Raw genomic sequence first — 14,938 nt, forward strand, 5'->3', positions numbered from 1 at the left:
GGGGACTGGTGTTTACTCATCCGGTCCAGCCAGGTCACAGCGCACAATGGACCCATGAAAGCACCCCCCAGACTACAAGCCCTGATCGAAGAAGGCCTGATCGATACCGTGGTTCGCCAACTGATGAGTGGCAAAGAGGCCATGGTTTACGTGGTGCGTTGCGGTGACGACACCCGTTGCGCCAAGATTTACAAGGAGGCCACGCAACGCAGCTTCCGCCAGGCGGTGGACTACACCGAAAACCGCAAGGTCAAAAACACGCGTCAGGCGCGTGCCATGGCCAAGGGCACGAAGTTCGGCCGGCAGGCGCAGGAAGCGGCCTGGCAAAGCGCCGAGGTGGATGCCTTGTACCGCCTGGCCGCCGCCGGCGTGCGGGTGCCGACGCCGCACAACTTCCATGAAGGTGTGTTGCTGATGGAACTGGTGACCGATGAACACGGGGACGCCGCGCCGCGGCTCAACGATGTGATGCTGACGCGCGAAGAAGCGCTGGGCCACCACGCCATGCTCTTGACACAGGTGGTGCGTATGTTGTGCGCCGGTGTGGTGCATGGGGATTTGTCGGAGTTCAACATCCTGCTGGCGGCCGACGGCCCGGTGATCATCGACTTGCCCCAGGCGGTGGACGCTGCCGGCAACAACCACGCCAGCCGCATGTTGCTGCGTGACGTCGACAACCTGCGCAACTTCTTCGGCGGCTTTGCGCCCGAGTTGCTGCCCACCCATTACGGCTTGGAGATCTGGGACCTGTACCAGCGCGGCGAGTTGCACACCGGGAGCGTGCTCACCGGCCACTTTGAACGCAAAACCGCGGCGGTGGACATGCACAGCGTGATGCGCGAGATCGACGATGCACGCGCCGAGGAGTCGGCGCGGCGGGTGCGTATGCAGGCCTGAGCTTTATTCGGCCGAGAAGCCCGAAGCCTTGACCACCGGGCCCCACACCGCGATGTCGTCGACGATGCGTTTTTCCAGCGCTTCACCGGGGCCAAAGTCGGGCTCGGTGCCCATCTTCTGCAAGGCTTCGCGCACGTCCTTGAACCCAATCGCCTTGGCGGTGGCGGCCTGCAACTGCTGCACGGTGGCCGCAGAAGTCGAAGCGGGCACAAACAGGCCGGTCCATTCGAGTTGGTCGAATTGCGGGAAACCCAGTTCCTTGAAGGTCGGCACATTGGGCAACTGGTCGGCGCGGCGGGTGCCGTTGACGGCCAGGATTTTCACGCGTGTGCCGTGGTACTGCACCATGTCGGCAATCGGCAACACGCCGGCGGCCAGTTGCCCGCCCACCAGGTCTTGGGTCACCGGAGCCGAGCCGCGATAAGGCACGGACAGCAGCGGGGTCTTGGACACCGTGCCCAGCTGGTAACCGATGAACTGCGGCAGGCTGCCGGGCGCGGGCACGCCGTAGCTCGCGTGTTTCGGGTCCTTGCGGGCCAGCTCCAGCCATTGCGCCACGCTGTTGGCCGGCGAGTTGAAGGGCACGGCGATGGATTCGTAGAAACTGGCGATACGCGCGACGGCCTTGAAGTCGCGCGTGGCCTGGTAACGCACGGTCTTGGTGGTGAGCGGCGCCATGACCATCATGTGGGTGGTGCCCAGCAATATCGTCAGGCCATCGCCGGGCAGGCCGCGCACATAGTCGGCGGCAATCTGGCCGCCGGCACCGGCGCGGTTGTCCACCACCACCGGCACACCCAGTTCATCCTTGAGCTTGTCGGCCAGGATACGCGCCAGCACGTCGGCCGAGCCGCCAGCCGGAAAACCCACCACCAGCTTGACCGCGCCGCGGTCTTTGGGGACCTGGGCTTGCGCCAGGCCGGCAAGGGCGAGTGCCATGGGGAGCAGGGCGAGGGACAGAAAGCGGCGGTGTTGCATGACGGGCCTTTGGTGAAGAATGAAAAACGTGAAAGGAAAAAGAGGCAAACGCTTTACAGCGCTGCCGTGCGCTGGAACCACGGCGTCGCCTGTTCGAGCTGGGCCGCCAGTTGCAGCAGCCGCGCATCCTCGCCAAAACGACCGACCAGCTGCACGCCGACCGGCAGGCCGGCGGCGCTCCAGTGCAAGGGCAAACTCATGGCCGGTTGGCCCGTGGCATTAAAAGCCCCGGTGAAGGGGCAGAACGCGGCCATGGCTTCCTGGAACTGGTTCAGGCTCAGCGTCTGCATCGACAACAGGCCCAGGGCCACCGGTGGTTGGGCCAGTGTTGGCGTGATGAAGATGTCGGCGCTTTCGAAGAAGTGGGCGATGCGCCTGACCTCGCGATTGATCACGGCAAAACGCGAGGCGTATTGGATACCTGTGACCTGACGGCCCAGCGCAATCGCGGCGTGGACCACGGCGTCCATCTCGTCGGGCCGGGCACTGCGGCCCAACTGGGTTTCGCGGGCTTGCACTTGCGCGGCCAGGCCGGTGAGCAGCAAGGTGCCGCAGGCGGCGCCCAAAGCGGCGCCATCGAACTCGGGGTCGGCCTTCCTCGACCTCATGCCCCAGGTCCTGCAGCAGGCGCACGGTGTTTTCCACGGCGGCGCGGCATTCGGCATCCACCGCACGACCGTCGAACGTCGTGGTGGTGAAGGCGATACGCAGCCGTCCCGGCGCGCGCGCAATCGCATGCAGGTAGGACTCGGCCGGTTTGGCGGTGAAGTAGGGCGCGCCAATGTCGGGGCCGGCCGTGACGTCGAGGATGGCCGCGCAGTCGCGCACCGAACGGGTCACCGCGTGTTCGTGGCTCAGACCGTGCGAGGCTTCGCCGCGGTGTGGTCCGGTCGGAATCAGGCCACGTGTGGGTTTCAGGCCGACCAGGCCGTTGCAGGCGGCCGGGATGCGGATGGAGCCGCCGCTGTCGGTGGCATGGCTGGCCGGCAACATGCCGCTGGCCACGGCCGCGCCGGCACCACCGCTGGAGCCGCCGGCGGTGTGGGCCAGGTTCCAGGGGTTGCGCGTGGGCTGGCCTTGCGAAGGTTCTATCGATGCATTCATGCCGAACTCGGAAGACGCGGTGCGGCCCAGGATGACAAAACCGGCACGTCGCAGGCGCGCCACGGTTTCGCTGTCGAAGTTGTGCACATCGCCCGCGAACAGGCGGCTGCCATGGCTTAGCGGCATGCCCGCCACCGGCGCGTGCAGGTCCTTGATGAAGTAGGGCACACCGGCAAAAGGCGCTTGTGTATCGTTATGGGCCTCGTCTGCCGCCGCTTCGTGCAGATAGGTCACGGCATTGACCTGCGGGTTCACGGCCGCCACACGGTCCAGCGTCGCCTCCTGCACTTCGCGGCGCGAGAGTTCGCCGCGCCGCACGGCATGGGCCAGGCCCATGGCGTCGAAGGCGCGGTAATCGTCAAAAGTAATCGACATGATGATTTTTGTAAAAAGGGTTTTCAGCGCCTGACGCTGGCGATGACCTCGATCTCCAACTGACCGCCCATGGCCAGTCCGCTGGCGCCGAAGGCGCTGCGTGCCGGGTAGGGCGCGCTGAAGAAACGTTTGTAAATCTCGTTGAACGCCGGCCAGTCTTTCATGTCGGCCAGCATCACCGTGCATTTGACGATGTGGTCCAGCGAATAACCATGGGCTTCCAGCGTGGCCTGGATGTTCTCCAGCGTCTGCTGTGCTTCGGCCTGCAGGCCGCCCGGCGCCAGAGTCAAGGTGCCGGGCAGGGTGCCCATTTGTCCCGACAGGTACAGCGTGTCGCCCATACGCACGATTTCGGAAAAGGGCAGGCCGAGCTGGCCAAAGGCCGGCGAATTGAGGCGTTCCACATGGGGCGCGGCGGGTGATTCAGGGGTGTTCATGCGGCAAATAAATAAAGGCTGGCTGCCAATGTAGTCAGCCCGCAGCATTCGCACAAATACAATTTTGAGTGCGAAGTCATATAATTTTTGTATGTATCTGGACGGACGCCGACTGCACTACTTTCTCACCGTGGCCGACCTGGGCAGCCTGGGCCGCGCGGCCGAGGTCCTGCATGTGGCACAACCGGCCTTGTCACGCCAGATTCGCTTGCTGGAAGAAGATGTGGGGGTGCCGCTGATGGCGCGTAATACACGCGGCATGACACTCACCGCGGCCGGGCGTGCTTATTACCCCAGTGCCCGCCGGTTGCTGGATGAAGCCAGCGCCGCTTCGGTGCGGGCACAACTGGCGGCGCGCGGCGATGTGGGCCACCTGAGCCTGGGGTTTTCCGAAATTTATGCCTGGCACCCGGACGTCTTGCGTGCCTTGCAGACCTACCGCCATGCCAGCCCGCGTGTGACCTTCATGATCGAGGCCATGTTGTCCGGAGCCGTCACCGAGCGGGTGCTTGATGGCCACCTGGACCTGGGGCTGGCCTACACCGGGCTGCTGGACGCGGACAGCCCCTTGCAGAGTGTGCCGTGGCTGGCGGACGATTATTTGCTGGCGGTCCACGAGGCTTCCCGCCTGGCGAAACATCCGCCCCGGCGACTGGCCGAGCTCAACGACGAGGACTTTATCTTGTTCCGGCGCGACCAGTCGCCACGCTTGCACGACGTGATGATTCATCACTTCCATCAGCAAGGTTTTTCGCCGCGTATCGTGCAGGAAGGCACGACGCATTACACCGTGCTGGGCATGGTGGCGGCGGGACTGGGTTGCAGCGTGATGCCGGCCAGCGCCCGGCAGCGCCTGCCGCCAGGCGTGCGGCTGCTGCGTGTGCCCGACCTCAACGTGCGTATGCCCATAGACCTGGTCTGGCGCCGTGACAACCACACCCCGGTGATCCAGCGTTTTGTCGACTTGTTGCGCGGCAAACCGGACCGGCCTGTCCTGTCCTAGGGGCCTGCAGGCTTGCGGTAACATCCGCTGACAAAGCCCGGGACAAGGGCGCGGACATCGTCAAAAAATAGTGGAGGAGGCTTGGGTGAAGTCAGCATATTCAATTTTGGGGATTCCCGGCAATGCCAGCGCGGCCGACATCGATCAGGCCTTCCAGAAGGCAAGCGCTCACTACTCTCACGCCAGGCTGGCCGATGACCCCGAGGCCGTGGCGCGCCTGATCGACATCCGGCATGCCTACAAACTTTTATCCAGTCCCGAGATGCGCGCGGCGCATGACCGCAAGTTGAGCGCCGCGCTGAGCCAACCGGCCAGCCGTCCACGCGTGGTCCTAGAGTCGGACCCCTCGCCCTGGTACACCAAACCCCTGATCGTGATGGCGCTGCTGGTGGTGGCGATGTTTGCTACCGGTGCTTCCATGAGTTATTCACGTGATCAGACACGCAAGGCCTTGGCCGCGCAGGAGCTGGCCCAAAAGAAACTCGACGCCGAAGCCGCCGCACTGGCCGAGGCACAACAGGCGAAAATCGATGCTGAGCGCATGCGAGCCCTGGCCAAAGCGGAGAACCAGGAACGGCAATTCAGATCGGAAAGCAGCATGATCGCCAGGCAGGCCGCCAACGCCGATATGCAGCAGCAAGCCATGGTGAACCGGCAAGTCGAATCGGACCGGCGTGAGAAACAACGCCGCGAGTCGGAGGTCAAAAACGAAGAGCGGCAGCGGGTCTACGAGGCTCAAAGAAAGCTGGCCGCCGACCAGCAGCGCATCCGCGAGCTGTGTTACCAGCAGTACCGCCAGACCACCTGCTAAAACCATGGTGGGCGAGGCTTTGTGAACCGCGCCACTTTTTCAGCGCCGTGACGACACCACAATCCCGCCGACGATCAGCGCAAAAGCGATGCCGTGGTAAATCTGCGGCGGTTCGCCCAGGAAGGCTGCGGACATCAGCGCCGCAAACAGCGGTGTGAGGTTGGAGAAAAAACCGGCAATGGCGGGCCCGACGCGTTGCACCCCTATGCCCCAGCAGCGGTAGGCCAGAATGGCCGGGCCGATGGCGACATACAGCAGGGCGGTGACCAGCGGCCAGCCCCAACTGATGTGGGCATCCCCCAGCGCCCACTCCCCGGCCGAGAACAGGCCGGACCAGCCCAGCCCAAAGACCATTTGCGCCATCAGAAACGCCGCCCAGTCCTGGCGTATGGCGGTTGGCTCTTTCGGCTGCGACAAGAGCCAGCTGTAAAAGGCCCAGGACAAGGTGGCCAGCAGCACATAAATATCACCGGGCACCAGCCGGACCTGGGCCAGCAGCGCCCACTGGCCGCGCGACATCACCAGCAGCACACCGGCGATGGACAGCAACGCACCCACTATTTGCCGGCGCGAGACGCGTTGGCCGAAACACAGCCAGCCGACCAGCAGCATCCAGATCGGCACGCTGGACGCGACCAGCGTGACGTTGAGCGGGGTCGAAGTCTTGAGCGCCAGGTATTGCAGGGCGTTGTAACAACCCACGCCGAGCAGGCCCAGCAGGGCGAAGCGTTTCCAGTGGGTCCACAGGCCGCTGTCGCGCTTGAGCACCCAGCCGGCCAGCGGCAGCAAAAACACAAAAGCCAGGGCCCAGCGCAGAAAGTTCAGGGTGATGGGCGGCACCAGGTCGTTGACCAGCCGCCCGACCACCGCGTTGCCGGCCCAAAGCAGCGGCGGCAGGGTCAGCAGCAGGGCGGTGCGAAAGGTCAGGCCAGAATTCATGTGGCGACTGTAACCATAGCTCCGCCGGGTTGTTGAAAAGAGGCGGATCAACCGGCGTGTTCTGCGGGGCAGCGCACCGGTGCCAGCAGGTCCTGCTGTTTCGTGGCAGGATGCAGGCCGCATCCCTCGTTCAATCTCATTTCAAGGAAATCCGTCATGGCCCAGACCACCTCCCAAGCCGTCCGTATCGACCAGCACGGCGGCATCGAAGAGCTCAAGTTGGTGACGGTGGAGGTGGGCGAACCCGGGCCCGGCGAACTCCGCATCCGCCACAAGGCGGTGGGCCTGAACTTCATCGACGTGTACCAGCGCAACGGCGTCTACAAGCTGCCCATGCCTTTGCAACTGGGCATGGAAGCGGCCGGTGTGGTCGAGGCGGTGGGTGAAGGGGTGACCCACCTGAAAGCCGGTGACCGCGCGGCTTACGCCAGCCAGCCGCCTGGCAGTTATTGCGAGCTGCGTGTGATGCCCGCCAAATGTGTCTGCAAGCTGCCCGATGACATCTCTTTCGAGACCGGTGCCGCCATGATGCTCAAGGGTTTGACCGTGCAATACCTGCTGCGCCGCACCCAGCCGCAAGGCGGTTTGCAGGCCGGTGACTTTGTGTTGTTCCACGCCGCCGCTGGTGGTGTCGGCCTGATTGCCTGCCAGTGGGCCAAGGCCATGGGCCTGCAGCTGATAGGCACGGCCGGCTCGGACGCAAAATGTGAACTGGCCAAGGCGCATGGTGCAGCCTTCGCCATCAACTACGCGAAGGAAGACTTTGTCGCCCGCGTCAAGGAGATCACCGGCGGCAAGGGCGTGAAGGTGGTCTACGACTCGGTCGGCAAGGACACCTTCCTCAAGTCGCTGGACTGTCTGCGCCCCTTCGGCCTGCTGGCCAACTTCGGCAATGCCTCGGGCAAGGTCGAGCCGCTGGACATCGGCTTGTTGGCCGCCAAGGGTTCGCTGTATGTATCGCGCCCGACCTTGTTCACCCACATCGCCAGCCGCGAAGCCACGCAGGAAATGGCCGACGATTTGTTTGCCATGGTCAGCAGCGGCCAGGTCAAGATTCGCATCGACCAGCGTTTTCCGCTGGCCCAGGTGCAAGAGGCACACCGCTCGCTGGAAGCGCGCCAGACCACCGGCTGCACCATCCTGACCCTGTGAACGGGGATGCGCGCTGATGGACGGTGTTGATCCGCATTGGCTGGCGGCCTTGCGTGCCAGCGCCAGCCAGGCGCCGCGGCGGCCGCGTCTGCCGCTGTTGGCGGGGGACGCCGTCATTGGCTCGGTGGAACCCGATTTATTAAGCCAAATCGTGCTACCGCCCTTATCCAACGGGCGCAAGCAGCTATCAAAAGTGGAGCGACCGGAAGGTGCCGTCTGGCAGCTGCAGGGCGAGGTCACGGCCAGCTTGCAGGCGTTGGCAGTGGCTTTGCGCGAGGCCGGCCTGGCCCATGCCTGGCGTGACGAACAACTGGCGGTGATGGATGTACAGGGCCGTCGTGTCGGCACTGTGGAACGCGCCGTGGTGCGGGTGCTGGGCATCGCGACCCAGGCGGTGCACCTGGTCGCTCAATCTGAAGATGGGCGCTTCTGGGTGCAGCAGCGCGCCTGGAGCAAGGCCAACGACCCCGGCTTGTGGGACACGCTCATGGGCGGCATGGTCAGCGGCGCCGACACGCTGGCCAGCGCCTTGGCGCGCGAGACCTGGGAAGAAGCCGGCCTGCGGCTGGCGGACTTGAAAAATCTCACGCGCGGCGGTCAGCTGGATGTTTGCTGCCCCTGCTCCGACGGCCACGGGGCGGGTTATGTCATCGAACACATCGTCTGGTACCGCTGCACCGTGCCGGACGGGTTGGTGCCGCAAAACCAGGACGGCGAAGTCGAACGGTTTGTGCTGATGGACAGGGCCGAGTTGCTGCGAAAAATGCAGGACCACAAATTCACCCGCGAAGCGGCGTTGATCCAGGTCGCGTTGTTGGCTTAGCTATTACTCATGCGCGGCCACCGTCTGGCCAATCTCCGGCCAGCGGTGGTGCAGGTAGATCCAGGCCAGCAGACCGATACACAACATCAGCAGTGACACCGCGGCCAGCGCTATCGTCGAATGCATGATCAGCGGCGCGATCACGCCGGCCACAATGCCGTTGGCGGTGGAGCCGATAAAGGCCTGCAAGGACGAAGCCATGCCGCGCCGCGCCGGGTACAGGTCCAGCACCAGCAGGGTCACGACCGGCACCATCAGGGCCCAGCCAAAGGCAAACACCGCAATCGGAAACAGCGCCCAGGACACATGCGCCTTGAAGAAGATGTTGGCCAGCAGGTTGATCACCGCGACCACCAGCATGATCACAAAGCCGTGGCGGATCTGCCGCTTGGGCGCGACCTTGCCGGCCATGCGGCCGCTGACCCAGGCGCCGGCCATGATGCCTATGATGGTCAGGATAAAAAACCAGAAAAACCCGGTGGGCGCCAGGCCCAGGTGTGAGCCCAAAAATTCGGGCGCCGACAGCACATACAAAAACATGCCGTTGAAAGGTACGCCGCTGGCCAGCGCCAGCAGAAAAAAGCGCGCACTGGAACCCAGCTGCCAGTAGCCGCGCATTAGGTGTTTCACATTGAAGGGCTGGCGCATGGTGACATGCAGGGTTTCGGGCAGCAGCTTGTAGTTGGCGGTCCACAACAAGACGCCGACGCCGGTGAGAAACCAGAAAATCGCGTGCCAGTTCAGGTGCACAAACAACCAGCCGCCAATGATGGGCGCAATCGCCGGTGCCACGCCGAAATAAATCGTGACCTGGCTCATCACCTTTTGCGCCTGGGCTGGCGGAAACATGTCGCGTATCACCGCGCGTGAAACCACAATGCCGGCGCCTGTGGACAGGCCTTGCAGCGCCCTGAAAAACACCAGCTGGCCTATGCTTTGCGACAGGGCGCAACCGGCCGAGGCGATGGTGAACATCGCAATGCCCCACAAGACCACCGGACGGCGGCCAAAACTGTCGGCCAGTGCGCCATGAAACAGGTTCATGAAGGCAAAACCGAACAGATAGGCCGACAGCGTTTGCTGCATCTCGACCGGTGAGGCGCCCAGCGAACGTGCAATGCCGGAAAATGCCGGGATGTAGGTGTCTATGGAAAACGGCCCCAACATGCCCAGCAGTGCCAGCAACGCGGCCAGCGCCCAGCGCGGTGCGCGCCAGAGTTGAGCGGCGTTGGGGTTCATGCGGCCGCGCGGCGCGGGTCAGCGCGGCAGTTCATCAATCAGCACGTTTTGGCGCAGGCGGTTGGGCGCCAGGGCGCCGGCGGACTCGAGGATGGGATAAGCGATCGAGCAGATGTGCGAGTTGATACGTTTCAGGTCGCTGATCAGGTCGATGTGCAGCGAGCTGGTTTCCATGCTTTGCATGGTCCGATCGGACAGCCGGCCCAGGTGGGTCGTGGCATAAGCCCGTTCCAGGTCACGAAAACGGGCTTTTTCTTCCAGCAGTTTTTGCGCGTCGCGCACGCTGCCGTTGAGGAACACACTCATGCTCAGGCGCAGGTTGTCGATCAGCCGGGCGTGCAACTCGCAAATTTCGGCCATGCCGGCTTCGGAAAAACTGCGGCCAGGTTTGATCTTTTTGTCTTCGATATCGATCAACACCCGTTCAATGATGTCGCCGATCTGCTCCATGTTGATGGTGAAACTGATGATGTCGGTCCAGCGCCGGCTTTCTTCTTCGGCCAGTTCGTCGCGCGAAATTTTGGTCAGGTAATACTTGATGGCCGAATACAGCGCATCCACCGTGTCGTCCATCTTGCGCAGTTCCTGCGCCATCTGGAGGTCGTTTTTCTTGATGACTTCCAGCATGCCCAGCAACATGCTTTCCACCACGTCGGCCTGGTGCAGGGCTTCGCGTGCCGCGTTGGAAATCGCCAAAGATGGCGTGGACAGGGCCGACGGGTCCAGGTGGTTGGGGCGTTCACTGACACCGGGTTTGTCGTTTTTGGGCAGCAGTTTTTGTGTCCAGCGCGCGACCGGGTTGGTCAGGCCTATGAAGGCGATACCGACCACGACGTTGAAACTCAGGTGAAACAGCACCACCGCGCTGGCCCGGTTGCCGAGCAGGGGCAACACGTGGCTGATCCACAAGCCCACAAAAGGGGCGGCCACCAGCACGCCCAGAATCTTGAAGGCCATGGTGCCGAGAGGCACTTGCCGGGTTTCAATCGACGATTTGGCCGTGGTGATCACCGCCAGCAAGCCGCTGCCCAGGTTGGCACCCAGCACCAGGCCCAGCGCCACTTCCAGCGACACGCCGCCGGAAGCCGCCAGGGTGGCAATCAGCAAGACCACCGCCAGGCTGGAATAAGAAATCACGGCCAGCACCATGCCCAAGGTGATTTCCAGCAGCAGGTCGCTGCCGACCGAGTTGAGCAAGGCCTTGACCGCCGGCGACTGGGTCAGGACTTCCGTGGAATCCGTGACCAGACGCAAGGCCAGCAGCATCAGCCCGAGGCCGATCAGGATGCGGCCGACCCGGCCCAGGGTCGAGGCCTGGCGTGGGATGAACAAGACCACACCAACAAAAATCAGCAGCGGCGAGAGCCAGGACAAGTCAAAAGAAAACACCACGGCGATCAAGGCCGTGCCGATGTCGGCGCCGCGCATCACGGCCAGCGCCGCGGGCAGGCTGATCAGGCCCTGGCCGACAAAGGAGGAGGTGATGAGGGCCGTGGCGGTGCTGGACTGCACCAGCGCCGTGACGCCTATGCCCGACAGCGCGGCCGTGAAACGGTTGCCGACGCTGCGCGCCAGGATCTGGCGCAGATTCGCACCAAACACCCGCAGGATGCCGGTACGTACAAGATGGGTGCCCCACACAAGCAGCGCAATGGCTGCCAATAAATTCAACAAGTGCTTCATAACTTCAGGGACGACTATACGCCAGCGCGTCGTCGCTGAAAGCGCTGCCTGTCAGGCAGCGGGCCGGGTTTTCCCCTGAGTCGCGCGCTTCAGGGCTTGGGATAGGTCGGTTTATTTGGCTTTTCGCACGCGCAGCAATTCATCCAGGATCAGGCAGACCGCGCCTATGCTGATGGCGCTGTCGGCGATGTTGAAGGCCGGGAAATGCCAGCCGGCGTAGTGGAAATCGAGAAAGTCCACCACGTAGCCGTGCAACATGCGGTCAATCACATTGCCGATGGCGCCGCCCAGAATACAGGCCAGCGCGAAGGAGAACAGTTTTTGCCCGGCGTGCGACTTGAGCATCCAGACAATAAACAGCGCAGCCGCCAGCCCGATGACCATGAAAAACCAGCGCTGCCAGCCCGAGGCCGAGGCCAGGAAAGAAAAGGCCGCGCCGCTGTTGTGAACCCGCACCACGTTGAAAAAACTCGTCACGTAAGTGGCGTCTCCGAGGCGGTAATAACCCAGGATCAACACCTTGGTGAACTGGTCGACGATCAGCAGGATCAGCGCCAACGCCAGCCAGGGCAACATCGTGCCCGACGTTTTGACGAAGGTGGTGCGAGCCATTATGCGAATTTCCTGACTTCACCGGCACCAAACAAATTGCTGGTGCAGCGGCCGCAAATCGCCGGGTGGGCCGGGTCGCTGCCCACATCGCTGCGGTAATGCCAGCAACGTTCACATTTGGTGTCGGAACTGGCTTGCGTTCTGATGGATTGTGCGTCACCAGCTATTAATTCGATAGCGGATGTGATGAAGACAAATTTCAGGTCATCCCCCAGGCTGGCCAGCAGCGCATGGTCGTCGGCCGGGACTGCCAGGGTCACATTGGCCTGCAGGGACGAGCCCACCTGGCCTTCGGTACGCAAGGCTTCGATGTCCTTGTTGACGGCGTCGCGCAGTTCGCGGATGCGCGACCACTTGGCCAGCAGACCCTCGTCTTGCGCGGCATGGGCCACATAGGTTTCCATGAAGATGGATTCCGAACTGCCGATCACCTTCCAGGCCTCTTCCGCGGTGAAGCTCAGGAAAGGTGCCATCCAGCGCAACATCGCCTGGGTGATCTGGTGCAGAGCGGTCTGCGCACTGCGTCTGGCCAGCGACTTGGGCGCGCTGGTGTACAGCCGGTCTTTCAGGATGTCGAGGTAGAAGGAGCCCAGGTCTTCGCTGCAATAGATTTGCAGCTTGGAGACCACCGGGTGGAATTCATAGACCTCGTAGTGCGCCAGGATGTCGGCCTGCAGCTGGGCCGCACGGCTGAGCGCATAACGGTCGATTTCCAGCATCTGCGCCAGCGGCACGGCGTCCGTCGCCGGGTCGAAGTCGCTGATGTTGGCCAGCAAAAACTTCAAGGTGTTGCGCACGCGCCGGTAGGTGTCCACCACCCGCGCCAGGATTTTGTCGTCACCGGCGATGTCGCCCGAATAATCGCTGGCCGCCACCCACAGGCGGATGATTTCGGCGCCCAGTTTTTCGCTGGTTTTTTGCGGATCCACGCCGTTGCCCTGCGACTTGCTCATCTTGCGGCCCTGGCTGTCCACGGTGAAACCGTGGGTCAGCAGGCCTTTGTACGGCGCGTGGTCGTACATGGCACAGGCCGTGAGCAGCGAGCTGTGGAACCAGCCGCGGTGCTGGTCATGGCCTTCCAGGTAGAGGTCGGCCGGCCAGGTCGATTGCGCCGCATGGCTTTTTTGCAGCACGGTGTAATGCGTGGTGCCGGAGTCGAACCAGACGTCGAGGATGTCGTTGCTTTTGGTGTAGAACTCGGCGTCCGCGCCTATCAGCGACTCGGCCGTGGCCTTGCTCCAGGCTTCGATGCCGCCCTGGGCGACCATGTCGGCCGCCGTGTCCATCAACTCCATGGTGCGCGGGTGCAATTCACCCGTGGCGGTGTGGATGAAAAAGGGCAGGGGCACGCCCCAGTTGCGCTGGCGCGAGATACACCAGTCGGGCCGGCCGGCGATCATGTCGCGCAGGCGGACCTTGCCGTTTTCGGGGTAAAAGCTGGTTTCATCGATGGCGTTGAGCGCCAGCTGACGCAGGGTTTGCGGCGCCTTGTCCTTGGTGAAGACACCTTCGCCTTCGTCCATGCGGATAAACCACTGGGCCGCGGCACGGTAGATCACCGGTGTCTTGTGGCGCCAGCAATGCGGGTAGCTGTGGCTGATGGTTTCGGTGGCCAGCAGGCGGCCGGCGTCGCGCAGCGCATCGACGATCACCGGTGCGGCTTTCCAGATGAACTGGCCGCCGAACAGCGGCAACTCGTCCACGTACACCCCGTTGGCTTGCACCGGGTTCAGGATGTCGTCGTGGTGGAAACCGTTGGCCACGCAGGAGTTGAAGTCATCCACCCCGTAGGCGGGGGAGGAATGCACGATGCCGGTGCCGTCATCGGCCGTGGCGTAGTCGGCCAGCAGCACGGGCGCCAGGCGCCGGTAGCTGTAGCTGCCTGTGCCCGGGTCGGCCACGTCGTGCAGCGGATGTTTGAAGTTCAGCCCGGCGAGTTTTTCGCCGAGAGCGGTGGCCAGGACCGTGCCTTCAAGCTGGTAACGCGCCAGCGCCTTCTCGACCAGGGCCGAGGCCAGCACCAGCAAACCGCGGGGTGTATCGACCAGCGCATATTCCAGCGTCGGGTTCAGGTTCAGCGCCTGGTTGGCCGGGATGGTCCAGGCGGTGGTGGTCCAGATGACGATGGAAGCCGGTTTGTCCATCGCCGGCAGGCCAAAGGCCGCCGCCAGTTTGGCCGGCTCGGCGGACTCAAAAGCCACGTCTATGGTCTGCGACTTCTTGTCGGCGTATTCGATCTCGAACTCGGCCAGCGAGCTGCGGCAGTCGAAACACCAGTACACGGGTTTCAGGCCGCGGTAAACAAAACCGCGTTCCATGATGCGTTTGAGCGCACGGATCTCGTCGGCCTCGTTGCCGGGGCTCATGGTCAGGTAGGGGTTGTCCCACTCACCCAGCACGCCCAGGCGCTTGAAGTCTTCTTTCTGCAGCGCGATCTGTTCGGTCGCGTAGGCGCGGCTTTTGGCCTGCACCTCGTCGCGGCTCAGGTTGCGGCCGTGGGTTTTTTCGATCTGGTTTTCGATCGGCAGGCCGTGGCAGTCCCAGCCCGGCACGTAGATGGCGTCCAGGCCCTTGAGCTGGCGCGCCTTGACGATCATGTCTTTCAGGATCTTGTTGACCGCGTGGCCCATGTGGATCTGGCCATTGGCATAAGGCGGGCCGTCGTGCAGCACAAACTTGGGCGCGCCGGCGCGCACGTCACGCAGCTTTTTGTAAATGCCCTTGTCGTCCCATTCCTTGACCCAGCCCGGTTCGCGTTTGGGCAGGTCGCCACGCATGGGGAAAGGGGTGTCGGGCAGGTTGAGGGTGCTGCGGTAATCGGTTTTATTCTCGGACATGGCGTTCATTCGGGTTGCGAAGGGCTGGAACCGGGTTCAGCCCCAAGG

At 63.2% G+C, this 14,938-nt stretch carries 13 protein-coding genes and 1 pseudogene; 5 read left to right on the forward strand and 9 right to left on the reverse strand.

Going from position 1 to position 14,938, the window contains the following annotated elements:
* The first annotated feature begins 54 nt into the window (after positions 1 to 54).
* Positions 55 to 897, forward strand: coding sequence for a PA4780 family RIO1-like protein kinase (locus ACHMXK_RS03830; protein WP_397437837.1), 843 nt, complete (start codon positions 55 to 57; stop codon positions 895 to 897).
* A gap of 3 nt (positions 898 to 900) precedes the next feature.
* On the opposite strand, the gene ACHMXK_RS03835 is transcribed toward ACHMXK_RS03830, so the two are convergent.
* From ACHMXK_RS03835 to ACHMXK_RS03850, 4 genes and pseudogenes are all read right to left on the reverse strand, one after another.
* Positions 901 to 1,836 (reverse strand): tripartite tricarboxylate transporter substrate-binding protein, encoded by a 936-nt coding sequence (locus ACHMXK_RS03835; RefSeq protein ID WP_397437838.1) that lies wholly within the window; start codon positions 1,834 to 1,836, stop codon positions 901 to 903.
* Positions 1,837 to 1,928: 92 nt separating this feature from the next.
* Positions 1,929 to 2,540: an amidase family protein gene (locus ACHMXK_RS03840; protein ID WP_397442435.1), complete on the reverse strand. Its 612-nt coding sequence runs from the start codon at positions 2,538 to 2,540 to the stop codon at positions 1,929 to 1,931.
* Positions 2,476 to 3,354 (reverse strand): annotated as a pseudogene (locus ACHMXK_RS03845) (amidase); the annotation flags it as partial. The gene ACHMXK_RS03840 and the pseudogene ACHMXK_RS03845, both read right to left, overlap by 65 nt.
* A 23-nt stretch (positions 3,355 to 3,377) precedes the next feature.
* A complete protein-coding gene (locus ACHMXK_RS03850; protein WP_397437840.1) occupies positions 3,378 to 3,791 on the reverse strand; it encodes a RidA family protein in 414 nt (137 codons plus the stop codon).
* Between the two features lie 91 nt (positions 3,792 to 3,882).
* Here ACHMXK_RS03850 and ACHMXK_RS03855 point away from each other — a divergent pair, with 91 nt between their 5' ends.
* Together ACHMXK_RS03855 and ACHMXK_RS03860 are read left to right on the forward strand one after the other, a co-directional pair.
* The gene (locus ACHMXK_RS03855; RefSeq protein ID WP_397437842.1) at positions 3,883 to 4,794 is read left to right on the forward strand and encodes a LysR family transcriptional regulator; all 912 of its coding nucleotides are present in this window, start codon (positions 3,883 to 3,885) and stop codon (positions 4,792 to 4,794) included.
* A gap of 85 nt (positions 4,795 to 4,879) precedes the next feature.
* Positions 4,880 to 5,605 carry a DnaJ domain-containing protein gene (locus tag ACHMXK_RS03860; RefSeq protein WP_397437844.1) on the forward strand — a complete coding sequence of 242 codons (726 nt, stop codon included), beginning with the start codon at positions 4,880 to 4,882 and terminating at the stop codon, positions 5,603 to 5,605.
* Between the two features lie 39 nt (positions 5,606 to 5,644).
* On the opposite strand, the gene ACHMXK_RS03865 is transcribed toward ACHMXK_RS03860, so the two are convergent.
* Positions 5,645 to 6,544: a DMT family transporter gene (locus tag ACHMXK_RS03865; protein WP_397437846.1), complete on the reverse strand. Its 900-nt coding sequence runs from the start codon at positions 6,542 to 6,544 to the stop codon at positions 5,645 to 5,647.
* A gap of 156 nt (positions 6,545 to 6,700) precedes the next feature.
* Between ACHMXK_RS03865 and ACHMXK_RS03870 the strand changes: the two genes are divergently transcribed.
* Complete coding sequence (locus ACHMXK_RS03870) at positions 6,701 to 7,696, forward strand: quinone oxidoreductase family protein (protein ID WP_397437848.1); 996 nt, start codon at positions 6,701 to 6,703, stop codon at positions 7,694 to 7,696.
* Between the two features lie 16 nt (positions 7,697 to 7,712).
* A complete protein-coding gene (locus ACHMXK_RS03875) occupies positions 7,713 to 8,519 on the forward strand; it encodes an NUDIX domain-containing protein (RefSeq protein WP_397437850.1) in 807 nt (268 codons plus the stop codon).
* A gap of 3 nt (positions 8,520 to 8,522) precedes the next feature.
* Here the strand turns inward: ACHMXK_RS03875 and ACHMXK_RS03880 are convergent, their stop codons facing one another.
* The 4 genes from ACHMXK_RS03880 to ileS form a co-directional block, all read right to left on the reverse strand.
* Positions 8,523 to 9,758, reverse strand: coding sequence for a multidrug effflux MFS transporter (locus ACHMXK_RS03880; protein WP_397437852.1), 1,236 nt, complete (start codon positions 9,756 to 9,758; stop codon positions 8,523 to 8,525).
* Positions 9,759 to 9,776: 18 nt separating this feature from the next.
* Positions 9,777 to 11,441: a Na/Pi cotransporter family protein gene (locus tag ACHMXK_RS03885; protein ID WP_397437854.1), complete on the reverse strand. Its 1,665-nt coding sequence runs from the start codon at positions 11,439 to 11,441 to the stop codon at positions 9,777 to 9,779.
* A 111-nt stretch (positions 11,442 to 11,552) separates the two neighbouring features.
* A complete protein-coding gene (gene lspA, locus ACHMXK_RS03890; protein WP_397437856.1) occupies positions 11,553 to 12,053 on the reverse strand; it encodes a signal peptidase II in 501 nt (166 codons plus the stop codon).
* Positions 12,053 to 14,890, reverse strand: a complete 2,838-nt coding sequence (ileS, locus tag ACHMXK_RS03895) for an isoleucine--tRNA ligase (RefSeq protein WP_397437858.1) — start codon at positions 14,888 to 14,890, stop codon at positions 12,053 to 12,055. Before ileS ends, lspA begins: the two co-directional genes overlap by 1 nt.
* Between the last annotated feature and the right edge of the window lie 48 nt (positions 14,891 to 14,938).

The organism is Polaromonas sp. UC242_47 (genome assembly GCF_044452385.1).
Lineage (GTDB): Bacteria > Pseudomonadota > Gammaproteobacteria > Burkholderiales > Burkholderiaceae_C > Polaromonas.

Bases quoted from the DNA above. Each gene is read 5' to 3' on its own strand.
- ACHMXK_RS03830 (WP_397437837.1), top strand. From the start codon at position 55: ATGAAAGCACCCCCCAGACTACAAGCCCTGATCGAAGAAGGCCTGATC.
- ACHMXK_RS03835 (WP_397437838.1), bottom strand. From the start codon at position 1,836: ATGGCACTCGCCCTTGCCGGCCTGGCGCAAGCCCAGGTCCCCAAAGAC.
- ACHMXK_RS03840 (WP_397442435.1), bottom strand. From the start codon at position 2,540: ATGCCGAATGCCGCGCCGCCGTGGAAAACACCGTGCGCCTGCTGCAGG.
- ACHMXK_RS03850 (WP_397437840.1), bottom strand. From the start codon at position 3,791: ATGAACACCCCTGAATCACCCGCCGCGCCCCATGTGGAACGCCTCAAT.
- ACHMXK_RS03855 (WP_397437842.1), top strand. From the start codon at position 3,883: ATGTATCTGGACGGACGCCGACTGCACTACTTTCTCACCGTGGCCGAC.
- ACHMXK_RS03865 (WP_397437846.1), bottom strand. From the start codon at position 6,544: ATGAATTCTGGCCTGACCTTTCGCACCGCCCTGCTGCTGACCCTGCCG.
- ACHMXK_RS03870 (WP_397437848.1), top strand. From the start codon at position 6,701: ATGGCCCAGACCACCTCCCAAGCCGTCCGTATCGACCAGCACGGCGGC.
- ACHMXK_RS03875 (WP_397437850.1), top strand. From the start codon at position 7,713: ATGGACGGTGTTGATCCGCATTGGCTGGCGGCCTTGCGTGCCAGCGCC.
- ACHMXK_RS03880 (WP_397437852.1), bottom strand. From the start codon at position 9,758: ATGAACCCCAACGCCGCTCAACTCTGGCGCGCACCGCGCTGGGCGCTG.
- ACHMXK_RS03885 (WP_397437854.1), bottom strand. From the start codon at position 11,441: ATGAAGCACTTGTTGAATTTATTGGCAGCCATTGCGCTGCTTGTGTGG.
- lspA (WP_397437856.1), bottom strand. From the start codon at position 12,053: ATGGCTCGCACCACCTTCGTCAAAACGTCGGGCACGATGTTGCCCTGG.
- ileS (WP_397437858.1), bottom strand. From the start codon at position 14,890: ATGTCCGAGAATAAAACCGATTACCGCAGCACCCTCAACCTGCCCGAC.